This window comes from Rhodococcus sp. AQ5-07, from assembly GCF_009707305.1.
Classification (GTDB): domain Bacteria; phylum Actinomycetota; class Actinomycetes; order Mycobacteriales; family Mycobacteriaceae; genus Rhodococcus_F; species Rhodococcus_F erythropolis.
On record NZ_CP046099.1, the window covers coordinates 1,320,125 to 1,333,051 of the forward strand.

At 63.4% G+C, this 12,927-nt stretch carries 11 protein-coding genes; 6 read left to right on the forward strand and 5 right to left on the reverse strand.

Annotated features, from left to right (window positions below; translation table 11 throughout):
• Nucleotides 1–28: 28 nt before the first annotated feature.
• Nucleotides 29–1,354: an alpha/beta hydrolase gene (locus tag GJB56_RS06270; protein ID WP_230091145.1), complete on the forward strand. Its 1,326-nt coding sequence runs from the start codon at nucleotides 29–31 to the stop codon at nucleotides 1,352–1,354.
• A 39-nt stretch (nucleotides 1,355–1,393) separates the two neighbouring features.
• On the opposite strand, the gene GJB56_RS06275 is transcribed toward GJB56_RS06270, so the two are convergent.
• From GJB56_RS06275 to GJB56_RS06290, 4 genes are all read right to left on the reverse strand, one after another.
• A complete protein-coding gene (locus GJB56_RS06275; protein ID WP_003942144.1) occupies nucleotides 1,394–1,651 on the reverse strand; it encodes an HPr family phosphocarrier protein in 258 nt (85 codons plus the stop codon).
• Between the two features lie 97 nt (nucleotides 1,652–1,748).
• Nucleotides 1,749–3,818 (reverse strand): PTS fructose transporter subunit IIABC, encoded by a 2,070-nt coding sequence (locus GJB56_RS06280; protein ID WP_113684394.1) that lies wholly within the window; start codon nucleotides 3,816–3,818, stop codon nucleotides 1,749–1,751.
• An 18-nt stretch (nucleotides 3,819–3,836) separates the two neighbouring features.
• Nucleotides 3,837–4,832 (reverse strand): 1-phosphofructokinase family hexose kinase, encoded by a 996-nt coding sequence (locus GJB56_RS06285; RefSeq protein WP_099697703.1) that lies wholly within the window; start codon nucleotides 4,830–4,832, stop codon nucleotides 3,837–3,839.
• Entirely contained in the window at nucleotides 4,829–5,596 is a 768-nt protein-coding gene (locus GJB56_RS06290; protein WP_020969481.1) for a DeoR/GlpR family DNA-binding transcription regulator, read from the reverse strand. The genes GJB56_RS06285 and GJB56_RS06290 overlap by 4 nt, the downstream gene beginning before the upstream one ends.
• A gap of 191 nt (nucleotides 5,597–5,787) precedes the next feature.
• Between GJB56_RS06290 and GJB56_RS06295 the strand changes: the two genes are divergently transcribed.
• The 3 genes from GJB56_RS06295 (at nucleotide 5,788) to GJB56_RS06305 (ending at nucleotide 10,145) form a co-directional block, all read left to right on the forward strand.
• Complete coding sequence (locus tag GJB56_RS06295; RefSeq protein ID WP_113684393.1) at nucleotides 5,788–7,461, forward strand: putative PEP-binding protein; 1,674 nt, start codon at nucleotides 5,788–5,790, stop codon at nucleotides 7,459–7,461.
• Between the two features lie 75 nt (nucleotides 7,462–7,536).
• Nucleotides 7,537–8,817: a uracil-xanthine permease family protein gene (locus GJB56_RS06300; RefSeq protein WP_113684403.1), complete on the forward strand. Its 1,281-nt coding sequence runs from the start codon at nucleotides 7,537–7,539 to the stop codon at nucleotides 8,815–8,817.
• Between the two features lie 185 nt (nucleotides 8,818–9,002).
• The gene (locus GJB56_RS06305; protein WP_113684392.1) at nucleotides 9,003–10,145 is read left to right on the forward strand and encodes an acyl-CoA dehydrogenase family protein; all 1,143 of its coding nucleotides are present in this window, start codon (nucleotides 9,003–9,005) and stop codon (nucleotides 10,143–10,145) included.
• 91 nt (nucleotides 10,146–10,236) lie between these two features.
• Here GJB56_RS06305 and lexA read toward each other — a convergent pair whose 3' ends face one another.
• On the reverse strand, nucleotides 10,237–10,965 hold the full coding sequence (gene lexA, locus GJB56_RS06310) for a transcriptional repressor LexA (RefSeq protein ID WP_020723648.1): 729 nt from the start codon (nucleotides 10,963–10,965) through the stop codon (nucleotides 10,237–10,239).
• A gap of 286 nt (nucleotides 10,966–11,251) precedes the next feature.
• Here lexA and GJB56_RS06315 point away from each other — a divergent pair, with 286 nt between their 5' ends.
• On the forward strand, nucleotides 11,252–11,977 hold the full coding sequence (locus GJB56_RS06315) for a LysM peptidoglycan-binding domain-containing protein (RefSeq protein WP_069147428.1): 726 nt from the start codon (nucleotides 11,252–11,254) through the stop codon (nucleotides 11,975–11,977).
• Nucleotides 11,978–12,172: 195 nt separating this feature from the next.
• Entirely contained in the window at nucleotides 12,173–12,670 is a 498-nt protein-coding gene (gene nrdR, locus GJB56_RS06320) for a transcriptional regulator NrdR (RefSeq protein ID WP_020907539.1), read from the forward strand.
• The last annotated feature ends 257 nt before the right edge of the window (nucleotides 12,671–12,927 follow it).

A 12,927-nucleotide genomic window follows, 5' to 3' on the forward strand; every position in this document is an offset into this window, starting at 1 on the left:
CTGCCGGTAGATGTGGATACTGGAACGAATGCACGGGCATCAACTCCTGACGCGGCTCTCGCGTATGTCACTCGAGCACGGACACATCACCGCAGCGCTGCTCGTTGGTTCCGTCCTCGTCGGCGTCGGCGCGCTGCTTTTGCTTCGTTGGTTGCCGCGTCGGGCCGTGCTTGTCGCACTGGGCTTGTCAGTGGTCGGGTCCGCCGGCGGCGCGATGTTCGTGTGGCTCAGTTATCGACCGTTGCCCGCGCAGCTACCCCTGTCGAGTTTTGTGTGGATAGCGTTGGCGATATTCGGAGTCATCGGCGCGGCGCTTGTTCTCCTTCGGCGTCCAGGACTGGCCCGCGGCCTTTCCGTGACGGTGTTGGCCGGTCTGGCCGCGATCGTCGCGGTGGGTCAGGTCAATGCCCAGACCGGCACTTACCCCACGCTCGGATCACTGGTCGGGCACTGGCCGGTCGGCTCGGTCGAGCACGTTGCTTTCGATTCGCTCCCCGGGGCCGAACCTCGGCTACAGCGGGGACTTCCCACCGAAACTCATTGGGAGGTTCCGGTGCGGATGCCGAGCAACGGCGTCGTGACGGAAGCGTCGATTCCGGGAAACATCTCGGGTTTCGACGCGAGGCCGGCGACGTTGTATCTCCCGCCGGCCTATCTTGCCGATCCACGTGCGGAGTTGCCCGTCCTGGTGTTGGTGGCGGGTGAGCCCGGCAGCCCCAGTGACTGGCTGGACAGTGGCCGTCTCGCGACCACCGTCGACGCCTATGCATCGAGGCATTCCGGGCTTGCTCCCGTGGTGGTGGTGCCCGACGCGTTGGGGGACTACGACGCCAACCCCGGCTGCATGGATTCGGCGCTCGGCAACGTCGCGACGTATCTGGACCAGGACGTCCCGAACTGGATCGAATCGAACCTTCAAGTGAATCCGGACGCTGCGCAATGGGCTATCGGTGGGTTTTCGTACGGCGGGACATGCGCGATCGAAATGGCCGTGAACTTCCCGGACCGATACCCGTCGTTCCTGGACTTCTCCGGCCAGGACGAACCGTCGACCGGTGACCACGAGGACACTGTGGCTGCGATGTTCGACGGCGACGAAGACGCTTTCGACGCGGTCAACGCCCGAGACCTGATGGCGCAGAATCGGTATCCGCAGTTGTCTGGTGTATTTGTCGCGGGTGAAGACGACGACATCTACCGCCCTCAGCAGGAGATCATGTTCGAGGCTGCGCGCGCCGCCGACATGAACGTGGACTACTACACCCTTCCCGGCGGGCACTCGGGTGATGTGTGGGGCACTGCTCTGGAACTCGAAATGGACTGGCTGGGCCGGACACTCGCACTGACTCCGTGAGAGTGTCCGGCCCGCTACACAGCACCGACTGACATCAGGTCAGGCGTCGAGATCAGCGGCTACCAGTTCGGCGACCTTGGCGAGTGCGTCGGCGTCGTCGGACTCGATGGTGACTTCGGTGTCCTTGGCGGCTCCGAGCGTCATGATCATCAGTGCCGAACCTGCATCCACCGGTTCGCCGTCGGCGACTGCGAGGGTGACCGTGGCGCCGGAGGCTCCGACTGCTTCGGCGATGAGAGCGGCGGGGCGGGCGTGGAGGCCGACTGCGGAACCGACGGCAACTGTCTTGCTGGGCATGGGATCTCCTCGTTGTGAATCTATCGGTGCGGACGTTGTGGGGTCTTTGGGCGGATTTGGTGACAACAGTGGTGACTGCAGCGTTGCTTGCTGTCGATCATGCCGCAGCGGGCACGATTTCGGGGTCGAGTTCGGCATCGGACGGCCCCTTGCGGAAGAACTCCTTGGCTCCGACGACGGCGAGCGCAGCTACCACGGTTCCCGCGGCGAGCGAGACCAGGAACCAGCCGATTCCGCCGACTGCGAAGAAGACGAAGATCCCGCCGTGCGGGGCGCTGAGAGTGACGTCGAAAGCCATGATCAGCGCACCGGTGACGGCGCCGCCCGCCATCATCGAGGGGATCACGCGAAGCGGGTCGGCAGCGGCGAAAGGAATCGCGCCCTCAGAGATGAATGCCGAACCCAGCAACCAGGCAGCCTTTCCGTTCTCACGTTCGGCTTCGCTGAAGAGCTTGGGACGCAGCACCGTCGAGGCAAGTGCCATGGCCAGCGGCGGAACCATACCGGCAGCCATGACTGCCGCCATGATGCGCAAAGTGGCCGGGTCGTTGACGTTGAGTCCGGCTACAGCGAAGGCGTAAGCCGCCTTGTTGACCGGTCCGCCGAGGTCGAAGCACATCATCAGGCCGAGAATGATGCCGAGGAAGATGGCCGAGCTGCCGGACAGTCCGTTGAGCCAGTCGGTGAGACCGGAGGTGATCGCGGCGAGCGGACGACCGAGGACGATGAACATCAGTGCTCCGACAACCAGCGTCGCGAACAGCGGAATGATCACCACCGGCATCAGGCCCCGCAGCCACTGCGGGACGGCGATCCGGCCGATGTAGAGCGCGACGACACCGGCGATGAGACCACCGACCAGGCCGCCGATGAATCCGGCACCGACAAACACGGCGACCGCGCCGGCTGTGAAGCCGGGAGCGATGCCAGGCCGGTCGGCGATAGCGAAGGCGATGTAGCCCGCCAACGCGGGCACCAGGAAGCTGAATGCCAACGAACCGATCTGGAACAGCACTGCGCCGAGATAGGTGGCCAGACCACCGTCGGGAAGGTTGGTGATCGAGTTGTTGAGAACGATGTCCTTGGCAGGACCGGAGATCTCGTATCCGCCGAGCAGGAAGCCGAGTGCGATCAGCAGACCGCCGGCCGCGACGAACGGGATCATGTAGCTGACACCGGTCAGGAGGACCTGACGGAGGTGGGTGCCGAACCCTACGGAACCGGCATCGGAATCCGCGGCCGCGGCGGCGGTGCCGTCCACGGTGGCGGCGGCGGGATTCTCGGAGGCGCGCAACGCTTCTGCAAGCATCTTGTCCGGCTCGTTGATCGCCCGCTTCACACCGGAAGCGACAACGGGTTTGCCGGCGAATCGTTCGCGGCCCTTCACTCCGACGTCGGTGGCGAAGATGACCGCGGCGGCTCCGGCGATGACCGAAGGGTCAAGGGGGGTGCTTCCGCTCGAGCCCTGCGTTTCGACGTGAACCTTGACCCCGGCGCGTTCACCCGCGGCGACGAGTGAGTCCGCAGCCATGTAGGTATGAGCGATTCCGGTCGGGCACGCGGTGACCGCGACGATGTGACGCTCCGCGGGCGTTGGAGCCGGGGCCTCCTCGGTGGAGTGTTTCCCAGTGGAAACAGGAGGAGTGGGTGTCACTGCCGCAGCCTTTGCTGGAGCATCCTTCGGCGCGGGATTGAGTACCTCGTCGACCAGTCGCACGATCTCGTCCGGCGTCGACGCCTCACGAAGCGACGTGACAAACGCGGGTCGGACGAGCGCTCGGGCCAAGGACGAGAGCAGCTTCATGTGCTCGGCTCCGGCGCCTTCGGGTGCCGCGATCAGGAACACCAGATCGGCGGGGCCGTCGGGTGCACCGAAATCGACCTTCGGATCGAGTCGAGCAAACCCCAGGGACGCGGACGAGACGGCCTCGGCGCGGCAGTGGGGAATGGCGATTCCGCCCGGCAGTCCGGTCGCGGACTGCGCTTCGCGAGCGAGTGCGGCATCGACCAGCCCCGCGGCGTCGCTCGCCCGTCCCGCTGCAGTCAATCGCGCTGCGAGAGAACGAATGACATCTTCCTTGGTCGTACCCAGGTCGGTGTCGAGTGAGATCAGTTCGGGACTGATGATCTCGGGGCCGGAACCGCCGGCTGCGTTGGTATCGGACATGTCAGGTTCCTTAAGGCGTCAGGCGAGTTCGGTGGGGACGGGGATGGGAGAGGAGGCATCGGCTGCAGATACCGAAACCGCTGCCAGATCGATCTGTTCGGGCGTGGGAAGAGTTGTGCCGGGAAGGGAGGCAGCGGCGCTTCCGTAGGCGACCGCGTGACGTAACCGCTCGGATTCCGAGCCGCCTCCCGCTTCGGCGAGGATGTAGCCGGCCAGCGAAGAATCGCCTGCGCCGACGGTACTGACTGCGACAATCGGGGGAGCGGTGGCGATCCATGCGCCGCCGGCGGTGACGAGGACAGCACCTGCTGCGCCGAGCGTGGCGAGCACACTGCCGACGCCGCGGTCGACCAATCGCTGCGCCGCCGTGATTGCAGGCCCGGGATCACCGTTCTCGGCAGCACGTTCGAGGACGTGGCCGTCGACGCCGGTCAGTTGTGCGAGTTCCTCGCCGTTGGGTTTGAGCAGGTCGGGTGCCGAGCCGGGGAACGCTTCGGCGAGTGCCGTCAGCGGGGCGTCCGAGGTGTCGACCGCCACCTTGCACGGGTGATCGCGCAGCGCCGCGACAAGTTCGCCGTACCACCCGAGCGGAACGCCGGGGGGCAGTGAGCCGGACAGCGCGAACCACAGTGCGGTATCGGCGCGGACAATCAACTCCTGTGCCAGGGCGTCGAGCGTCGAACCGGACAGCGTTGCGCCGGGTTCGTTGATCTTCGTCGTTGTCCCGTCCGGTTCCGCAATGGTGATGTTGGTGCGAGCCAGACCCGTTGTGGCGACACCGATGTGGGGAATCCCACCGGCTGCCAGCGCCGAGAGCAGAGGGTCCCCACCGTTTCCCGGCAGAACCGCGAGAACGTCGAGGTCGGCGGCGGCGAGAACACGCGCGACGTTGACCCCCTTGCCGCCGGGGTCGCTGCGAGTGGAGTGGGCGCGTAGGACGGAGCCTCGTTCGAGCCGTTGCTCGAGCTGCACGGTCCGATCGATACTCGGGTTGGCTGTCAGTGTGACGATCATGCGATCACCACCTCGATTCCGTGGTCGTGGAACTCGGATGTGTCTGTGGGACTGATCTCTTCGTCGGTGATGAGGACGTCGATGCTGTCGAGTGGGGCGAAGCTGATCAAGTGCTCGCGGCCGACTTTGGTGGAATCGGCCACCACCACAACGTGATTGGCGGCTTTGACCATTGCTCGTTTGACGGCGGCCTCTTCGCTGTCCGGAGTGGAGAGTCCGTGCCCGACGCTGATCGCGTTCGTTCCGATGAAGGCGACGTCGACTCGCAACGTGCTCAGCAGGCGTAGGGCGTCCTCGCCGACCACGGCTTGAGTCACCCCGCGTACTCGACCGCCGAGCAGTATCAGGGAAATCGAGTTCATCGATGCCAGGCGTGCGCCGATCGGGACGGAATTGGTGACGGCTGTGAAGTCGTTCTCGGTCGGCAGTTCGGGGATCATGCGGCCCGTGGTCGTGCCCGCGTCGAAGATCACGCTGCCGCCGGTGGGAGGGAGGTAGGTGACCGCGCAGCGGGCGATCCGGTCCTTCTGTTGCGCGCGGGTCTGATCGCGTTCCGCCATGCCCGGTTCGGTGACGTGGAGGGATCCGGTCGGAACGGCGCCGCCGTGTACACGCCTGATCTGTCCGATCCGCTCGAGGAAGGCCAGATCGCGACGCACGGTCTCGGTGGTCACACCGAAGGTCTCCGACAGAGCCGCCACGGACATGCGTCCGCGCTGCGACACCATGGTGCCGATCGCTTGTTGGCGTTCTTCCGCGTACACGTGCTCTCCGATTCCGAAGTGTCATCCGACGGTGCGTTGTGGATCACAGTGAATGTTGCTTTATGTTGTTTTACGCCCGAGTGTGTTGACATGTCAAGACTTGGGAGTAATCTTCGTCACAACGAAGGTGAGGGCTTTACGCGCTCGAGGTGATCCGGTGAGACACCGGGCCCATCGCTCAAGGAGGACAGATGACCGAACAGCTCAACCGAATCACCGTGCACGGCACCCCCGTGGTGCCTGGAATCGCCTACGGCCCGGCGATCTGGCCGTCCAGCCGACCAGAACTCGTCACCGATGCGCCGGCACTCGACGAGGCCGATCGAGAGGCCGCCGTGGACGCCTTCGTCGCAGCGGCGAAGGCTGTCGAGAACCGCCTTCTCGGACGGGCCGCCGAAGCTACCGGCGCGGCCGCAGAGGTCTTGCAGGCCAACGCGGCGATGGCAGCTGATCGTGGCTGGATCGGGGCGGCCAAGAAGTCGATCGCCGGCGGAGTGCCCCCGGTGCAGGCTGCGATCGCGGCGACGGAGCAGTTCGTGGTGCTGTTCACCAAGGTCGGCGGTTTGATGGCCGAGCGCGTCACCGACCTCGAGGACATCCGGGACCGCGTGATCGCCGAACTCTCCGGATTACCCGAACCTGGAGTTCCGATGCCCGAGACACCGTCGGTGCTGTGCGCGGACGATCTGGCTCCTGCAGACACCGCGGGCCTCGATGCATCCAAGATCATCGGACTCGTGACCATCTACGGCGGCCCGACCAGCCACACGGCAATCATCGCGCGGCAGTTGGGCATCCCGTGCATCGTCGCCGCGAAGGAATTGGAATCTATCTCGGCAGGAATACCGATTCTGATCGACGGAACAACCGGCGACGTGATCGCGGAGCCGGATCCCGGGCACGCGCGTGAACTGGTCGAACAATCCCGGATCGATCGCGAACGCGTCAGCACCTGGACCGGACCGGGCCAGACGGCGGACGGCCGGCCGGTAGACGTTCTCGCCAATGTTCAAGACGGCGCGGGCGCTCGCGCCGCGGCGTCGACTGCTGCGGGGGGCATCGGGCTCTTCCGGACCGAACTCTGCTTCCTCGGCCGTGAGACCGAACCGACCGTAGACGAGCAGGCGGCGATCTACGCCGAGGTTCTCGAGGCCTTCGCAGGAAAGAAGGTCATCATTCGCACGTTGGACGCGGGTTCGGACAAGCCGCTCAAATTCGCCAACCATCAAGAGGAAGCGAATCCGGCACTCGGCGTTCGTGGGGTCCGAATCGCCTGGCAGGACATGGGAATTCTCGACCGCCAGCTAGACGCGATCGCATCAGCTGCGGCGTCGACCAACTCGTCGCCGTGGGTGATGGCACCGATGATCGCCACCCCGGCCGAGGCGAAACGTTTTGCCGATGCGGTGCGGGCACGCGATCTTGTTCCCGGTGTGATGGTGGAGATCCCGGCGGCGGCGCTGTTGGCCGACCAGATTCTCGAACACGTCGAATTCCTCTCGATCGGTACCAACGACCTCGCTCAGTACACGATGGCCGCTGATCGGATGTCCTCCGAACTCGCCGACCTGACCGATCCGTGGCAGCCCGCGGTGCTCGCCCTTGTCGCACGTACGGCCCAGGCCGGTCAGGCGGCAGGCAAGCGCGTCGGCGTCTGCGGTGAGGCGGCCGCCGATCCACTGATGGCGTGTGTTCTGGCCGGACTCGGAGTTTCCTCGCTGTCGTGCGCTGCGGCGTCGGTCGCGGGTGTGGGCGCGAAGGTCGGATCCGTCACCATGGCGCAATGTGAGGCGGCTGCGGCGGCGGTGCTGGCAACCGGTGATCCGGTGGCAGCGCGCAAAGCGGCGGCCGACGCAGTCAGCTGAGCTGGTTTCGTTGGTCTCGGTCGGAGACCGAGCGCCTGACCTCTAGTATTTCGACCTGTGATCGAACGAGAAACAATGACCGGGGCCGGCGGAATCGGCTGGACTGTCCACGGAGACGGCAAGCGGATCGCCGACGGAGCCGTCGTGGCGCCGGACGAACGACTGAGTTGGCCGCGCACCATCGGAATCGGGATGCAACACGTCATCGCGATGTTCGGAGCGACACTGCTCGTTCCGACCATCACCGGCTTCCCCGTCACGACGACGCTGCTGTTCTCGGGTATCGGCACCGCGCTGTTCCTGCTCATCACCCGGGGCCGGATCCCCAGCTATCTCGGTTCGTCCTTCGCGTTCATCGCCCCGCTGACAGCGTCGGCAGGATCGGGCCCGGCCGCGCAACTCGGTGCCGTCATGGCCGTAGGCATCGTGTTGATGTTGATCGGCGTCGCCGTACGTCTGATCGGCAGCCGGTTCATCGACGCCGTCATGCCGCCGGTGGTGACGGGCGCTGTCGTCGCGCTGATCGGTCTCAACCTCGCTCCGACGGCGGTCGGCTCCTTCGAATCGCAGCCGCTGATCGCCACGGTGACGCTCGTTTCGATCCTGCTGGTCACGGTCGTCGGTCCCGGGCTGCTCGGCCGGCTGGGCATTCTGGTCGGCGTCGTGATCGGCTGGGTCTTCGCCGCGGTCATCGGCGGACTCGACAGTGAACGAGTGTCCGCTCTGCGCGAAGCAGACTGGTTCGGGCTGCCGAGTCTGCACGGACCGTCGTTCGACTGGTCGGTGATCGTGCTCGCGCTCCCCGTGGTGATCGTTCTGGTCGCCGAAAACGTCGGACATGTCAAAGCGGTGTCCGCTATGACGGGTAAGTCCCTCGACGATCTGGCCGGCAATGCACTGTTTGCCGACGGTCTCGCCACTACCTTGGCGGGCGCCGGTGGCGGATCCGGAACCACCACGTATGCCGAGAACATCGGTGTCATGGCAGCGACGCGTGTGTACTCGACCGCCGCGTACTGGGTAGCCGCCGCTACCGCTGTGATCCTGGCATTTTCGCCCAAATTCGGCGCACTGGTCTTCACGGTGCCGAACGGCGTCATCGGCGGCGCAACGATGGTTCTCTACGGCCTCATCGGCATTCTCGGTGTGCGCATCTGGATGGAAGCGAAGGTCGACTTCACCGATCCGGTCAACCTGACGGTCGCTGCGGCGGCGTTGGTCGCCGGCATCGGGAACTTGACGCTGACCATCGGTTCAGTCGAGTTGGGCGGCATCGCCTGGGGATCGATCGGCATCCTCGTCGCGTACCCGATCATGCGATATCTCGCCAAATTCCGTACTTCGAGTAACAGATAACCGCTACAGTCACGAATCGTGATCGTTCGGGTCATCGACGGGTATCGCAACAGGTTCTACCGTCGGAGGCAGTGACGTGGGCCCGCGCACTTCGGCGTGCCCAGTCTCAGCGAATACACCCCAGCGGGTATATCCCCAGCGGGTACATCACTGAAGTGCCATATATCGAATTGCAAGGAGTCGGCGTGGAGCGCACCCTGTTCGAACCGGAACATGAACTCTTCCGGGAGTCGTACCAGAAGTTCTTGGCACAGCACGTGGCACCGAACCACGAGAAGTGGGAAGAGCAGAACATCGTCGATCGTGACGTCTGGGTCGAGGCCGGAAAGCAGGGCTTCCTGGGAACTGCGGTCCCTGAGGAATTCGGCGGCGGCGGTGTCAAGGATTTCCGCTACAACGCGATCATCACCGAGGAAACCACCAAGGGTGGGTTCAGCGGTATCGGCTTCACGCTGCACAACGACGTCGTGGCACCGTACCTCCTGGAGTTGAGCAACGAGGAGCAGAAGCAGCGTTGGCTACCCGGATTCGCGTCGGGTGAGCTGATCTCGGCGATCGCGATGACCGAACCGGGTACCGGTAGCGACCTGCAGGGCATCAAGACGAAAGCGGTTCGCGACGGGGATCACTGGGTCCTCAACGGTTCGAAGACCTTCATCACCAACGGAATCAACGCCGACATCATCATCGTTGTCGCGTGCACCGACCCGGACAAGGGTGCTCAGGGCTTCAGCCTTTTCGTGGTCGAGCGGGACATGCCTGGCTTCGAGCGTGGACGCAACCTCGACAAGATCGGCATGAAGGCTCAGGACACCGCCGAACTCAGCTTCACCGACGTACGCGTTCCCGCTGCCAACCTGCTGGGCGAAGAGGGAATGGGCTTCTTCTACTTGATGAAGAACCTTCCCCAGGAACGACTCTCGATCGCCGTCGTTGCCGCTGCCGCAATGGAATCGGTTCTCGAGAGCACGATCCAGTACTGCCGCGACCGCAAGGCATTCGGCAAGTCGATCGGCAGCTTCCAGAACACCCGATTCGTACTGGCCGAATTGGCAACGGAGACCACGGCAGTGCGCATCCTGGTGGACAAGTTCATCGAGCAGCTCAATGCCGAGAAGCTGACCGTGCAGGAAGCTGCGATGGCGAAGTGGTGGACCACCGAAGCTCAGGTCAAGCTCATCGACCGCTGCCTCCAGCTGCACGGAGGCTACGGCTACATGAAGGAATACCCGGTTGCAAAGGCGTACATGGACTCTCGTGTGCAGACCATCTACGGTGGCACAACCGAGATCATGAAGGAGATCATCGGACGTTCGCTGAATCTCTGATTCGGGTGATGGACCGCTGATCGTCACGAAAAGACTCTGGGCCCCAGCTGATGCCGGGGCCCAGAGTTTTGTGATCGAGGTGCGAGCGAACTCAGATCTTCCGCATGACGGTGACAACCTTGCCCAGGATGACGGCGTTGTTGCCGGGAATCGGCTCGAAGAGTTCGTTGTGCGGCATCAGCCACACCTCCTTCTTCGTACGCTTGAACGTCTTCACGGTGGCTTCGCCGTCGATCATGGCGGCCACGATGTCACCGTTCTCCGCGACGTTCTGCTGACGGACGACAACCCAGTCGCCATCGCAGATCGCTGCATCGATCATCGACTCGCCGACAACCTTGAGCATGAAGAGCGAACCCTGGCCGACGAGTTCGCGGGGGAGTGGGAACACGTCCTCTACCGCTTCCTCGGCAAGGATCGGTCCGCCGGCAGCGATGCGACCCAGGATGGGGACGAACGCCGGCTCCGGTAGCGGGTCGGCACTGTTGTACTCGCCGGAATGCTTTGACACCGACGCGATGGCGGTATCGGCCGCAACCTCGTCGAGACCTCGAACATCGACTGCGCGAGGGCGATTGGGATCGCGTCGAAGGAAGCCCTTGCGCTCCAACGTTCGCAGTTGATGTGCGACCGACGACGTGGAGGTGAGCCCCACCGCATCACCGATCTCGCGAATGCTCGGCGGATACCCGCGCTCCGTCACCGAATCGCGGATGACTTCGAGAACGCGCCGCTGACGCTCGGTGAGCGTCTCGCTCGACGGAGACGGAACTGCAGAAGCTCCTGCCTCCGCGGCTGTGCTGGAGCGATCGTCCTTCATGGCCTGTTGCCTCCGTGTCTGAAGAAGTCGTGTCTGAAGAAGTCGTGTCTGAAAAAGCTGTGTCTGAAAAAGTCGTGTCTGAAAAAGTGCCTGGTGCAAATCGCGCAGAAACCTGTCGGTGCCTCCTGCCAACATTCGAGCTGTCGACAAACACGGAGGCTTTCGCAATTCCCGCTGTGTGGTCTGACACGAATCTAGCCGGATTTGCTCGCGGTTTCAAACATCTGTTCGATTCGTGTCGCTTGAAGTAGAGACATTGTCGGCCAGGCGTGGTAGAAATTCGAACATGCGTTCCATCGAACGCATGATCGAACACATCGATCGGTGTCGACCAGCGGAGGTCACGATGGGTAACGCAGCACTGAGAAGCAACAGGGTTTTCGACGGCGCGATTGGTGATGACGCGATTGGTTTCGACGGCACGTCGGCGTTGAAGTACCACCCCTCGTTCTATGGGCCCGATGGTGGATCCGACGCTGACGGTGTGTCGTTCGAACGGCGCGGCACGGCCGAAATGCGGGGCGTGGCCAGGTATGTCGACAACGAACCGCAGGCGGCCGTCGTTCGTCGTGTTCCGGCGGTGGGCGCGGTTTCAGGTTCGCGTTCATTGCGTGAATCTCCTCGCCGGTGGGACGGCGAGCACGATTCGTCACGCCCGTACGGAGGAAGTTTCGCGCACCGAAACAGAGTCGGTGTCTCACGGGTCGAACATGAAGTGGCTGCCGAGGACGTCAGTTGGAAGACAGTGTTCCTTGGCGCCGTATTCACTGCACTGGCAGTGTTGGCGTTGGTGGGGATCGGCGCTTTGTCGAGTGGTGATGTCGCTGCGACAAACGGTGCGACCGAAGTGGTTCGTGTTGCTGCGGGTGAATCCCTCAGTGATATTGCTGCCAAGGTTGCGCCTGGCCAGGCTGTCGGCTCGGTGATCGAGCAGATCATGGATCTCAATGCGATGTCGAGTTCCGGACTGTCCGTTGGGCAAACGCTGATCGTGCCGGCCTCGGGCCGCTGACCGTACCCCGTGCCAGGCGGGGGCGTACCGAGCGTGAGAGCAGTCGGTTCACAGCGAGTAAGCTGTCCACTTGACAGTCCCACCACCTCGGGTGGTCGCGTTGAGTACGTGGATCTGCTCTGTAAATCGTCGGAGGATTTGCAGTCGGTAGCGAATCTGAGTTGCGGCCATTTCGGCGACAACGAAGGAACCCCGATGCATTGCCCGTTCTGCCGGCACCCTGATTCCCGAGTGGTCGATTCGCGCGAGGCCGACGAGGGCCAGGCGATCAGGCGGCGCCGTTCGTGCCCCGAGTGTGGCCGCCGATTCACCACGGTTGAGACGGCAGTTCTCTCGGTTGTGAAGCGCAGCGGCGTGACGGAGCCGTTCAGCCGAGAAAAGGTGGTCAAAGGAGTGCGTCGCGCATGCCAGGGCCGGCAAGTGGACAACGATTCGCTGAATTTGCTGGCCCAACAGGTCGAAGATGCCGTACGTGCTTCGGGTTCTGCCGAAATTCCCAGCAACGAGGTAGGGCTCGCGATTCTCGATCCGCTTCGAAATCTCGACGAGGTTGCATACCTGCGATTCGCATCGGTGTACAAGTCCTTCAGTTCTGCCGCGGATTTCGAACGTGAGATCACCGACATGCGCGAACATGCCGAGACCCGTGCTGCCGACAAGGCTTCCGGCGCCGAGACCGTTTCCGTCGACTGAGGCCTTTGCCTTAGATAACGCTGAGAGCACAAAGCGGCCGTAGGTAACGCTGAGAACACAAAGCGAACAATCGAACAAATCGGGCAAGTTATTCGCTTAGTGTCGACCAAGTACGTTCGTCCGCATCTCGGATCTTCACGGAGGCGTTATGAACTTAGTTGCAGTTCTCGGAGTCGTGAACAGCCTGGTAACCCTCGGGTTCGCCAACACTGTTGCCACCTTTGGTGGTTTCCTCACCAACGTCAACATTCAGACAA

Bases quoted from the DNA above. Each gene is read 5' to 3' on its own strand.
- GJB56_RS06315 (WP_069147428.1), top strand. From the start codon at position 11,252: ATGCGTTCCATCGAACGCATGATCGAACACATCGATCGGTGTCGACCA.
- GJB56_RS06285 (WP_099697703.1), bottom strand. From the start codon at position 4,832: ATGATCGTCACACTGACAGCCAACCCGAGTATCGATCGGACCGTGCAG.
- nrdR (WP_020907539.1), top strand. From the start codon at position 12,173: ATGCATTGCCCGTTCTGCCGGCACCCTGATTCCCGAGTGGTCGATTCG.
- GJB56_RS06295 (WP_113684393.1), top strand. From the start codon at position 5,788: ATGACCGAACAGCTCAACCGAATCACCGTGCACGGCACCCCCGTGGTG.
- GJB56_RS06280 (WP_113684394.1), bottom strand. From the start codon at position 3,818: ATGTCCGATACCAACGCAGCCGGCGGTTCCGGCCCCGAGATCATCAGT.
- GJB56_RS06300 (WP_113684403.1), top strand. From the start codon at position 7,537: ATGACCGGGGCCGGCGGAATCGGCTGGACTGTCCACGGAGACGGCAAG.
- lexA (WP_020723648.1), bottom strand. From the start codon at position 10,965: ATGAAGGACGATCGCTCCAGCACAGCCGCGGAGGCAGGAGCTTCTGCA.
- GJB56_RS06270 (WP_230091145.1), top strand. From the start codon at position 29: ATGCACGGGCATCAACTCCTGACGCGGCTCTCGCGTATGTCACTCGAG.
- GJB56_RS06275 (WP_003942144.1), bottom strand. From the start codon at position 1,651: ATGCCCAGCAAGACAGTTGCCGTCGGTTCCGCAGTCGGCCTCCACGCC.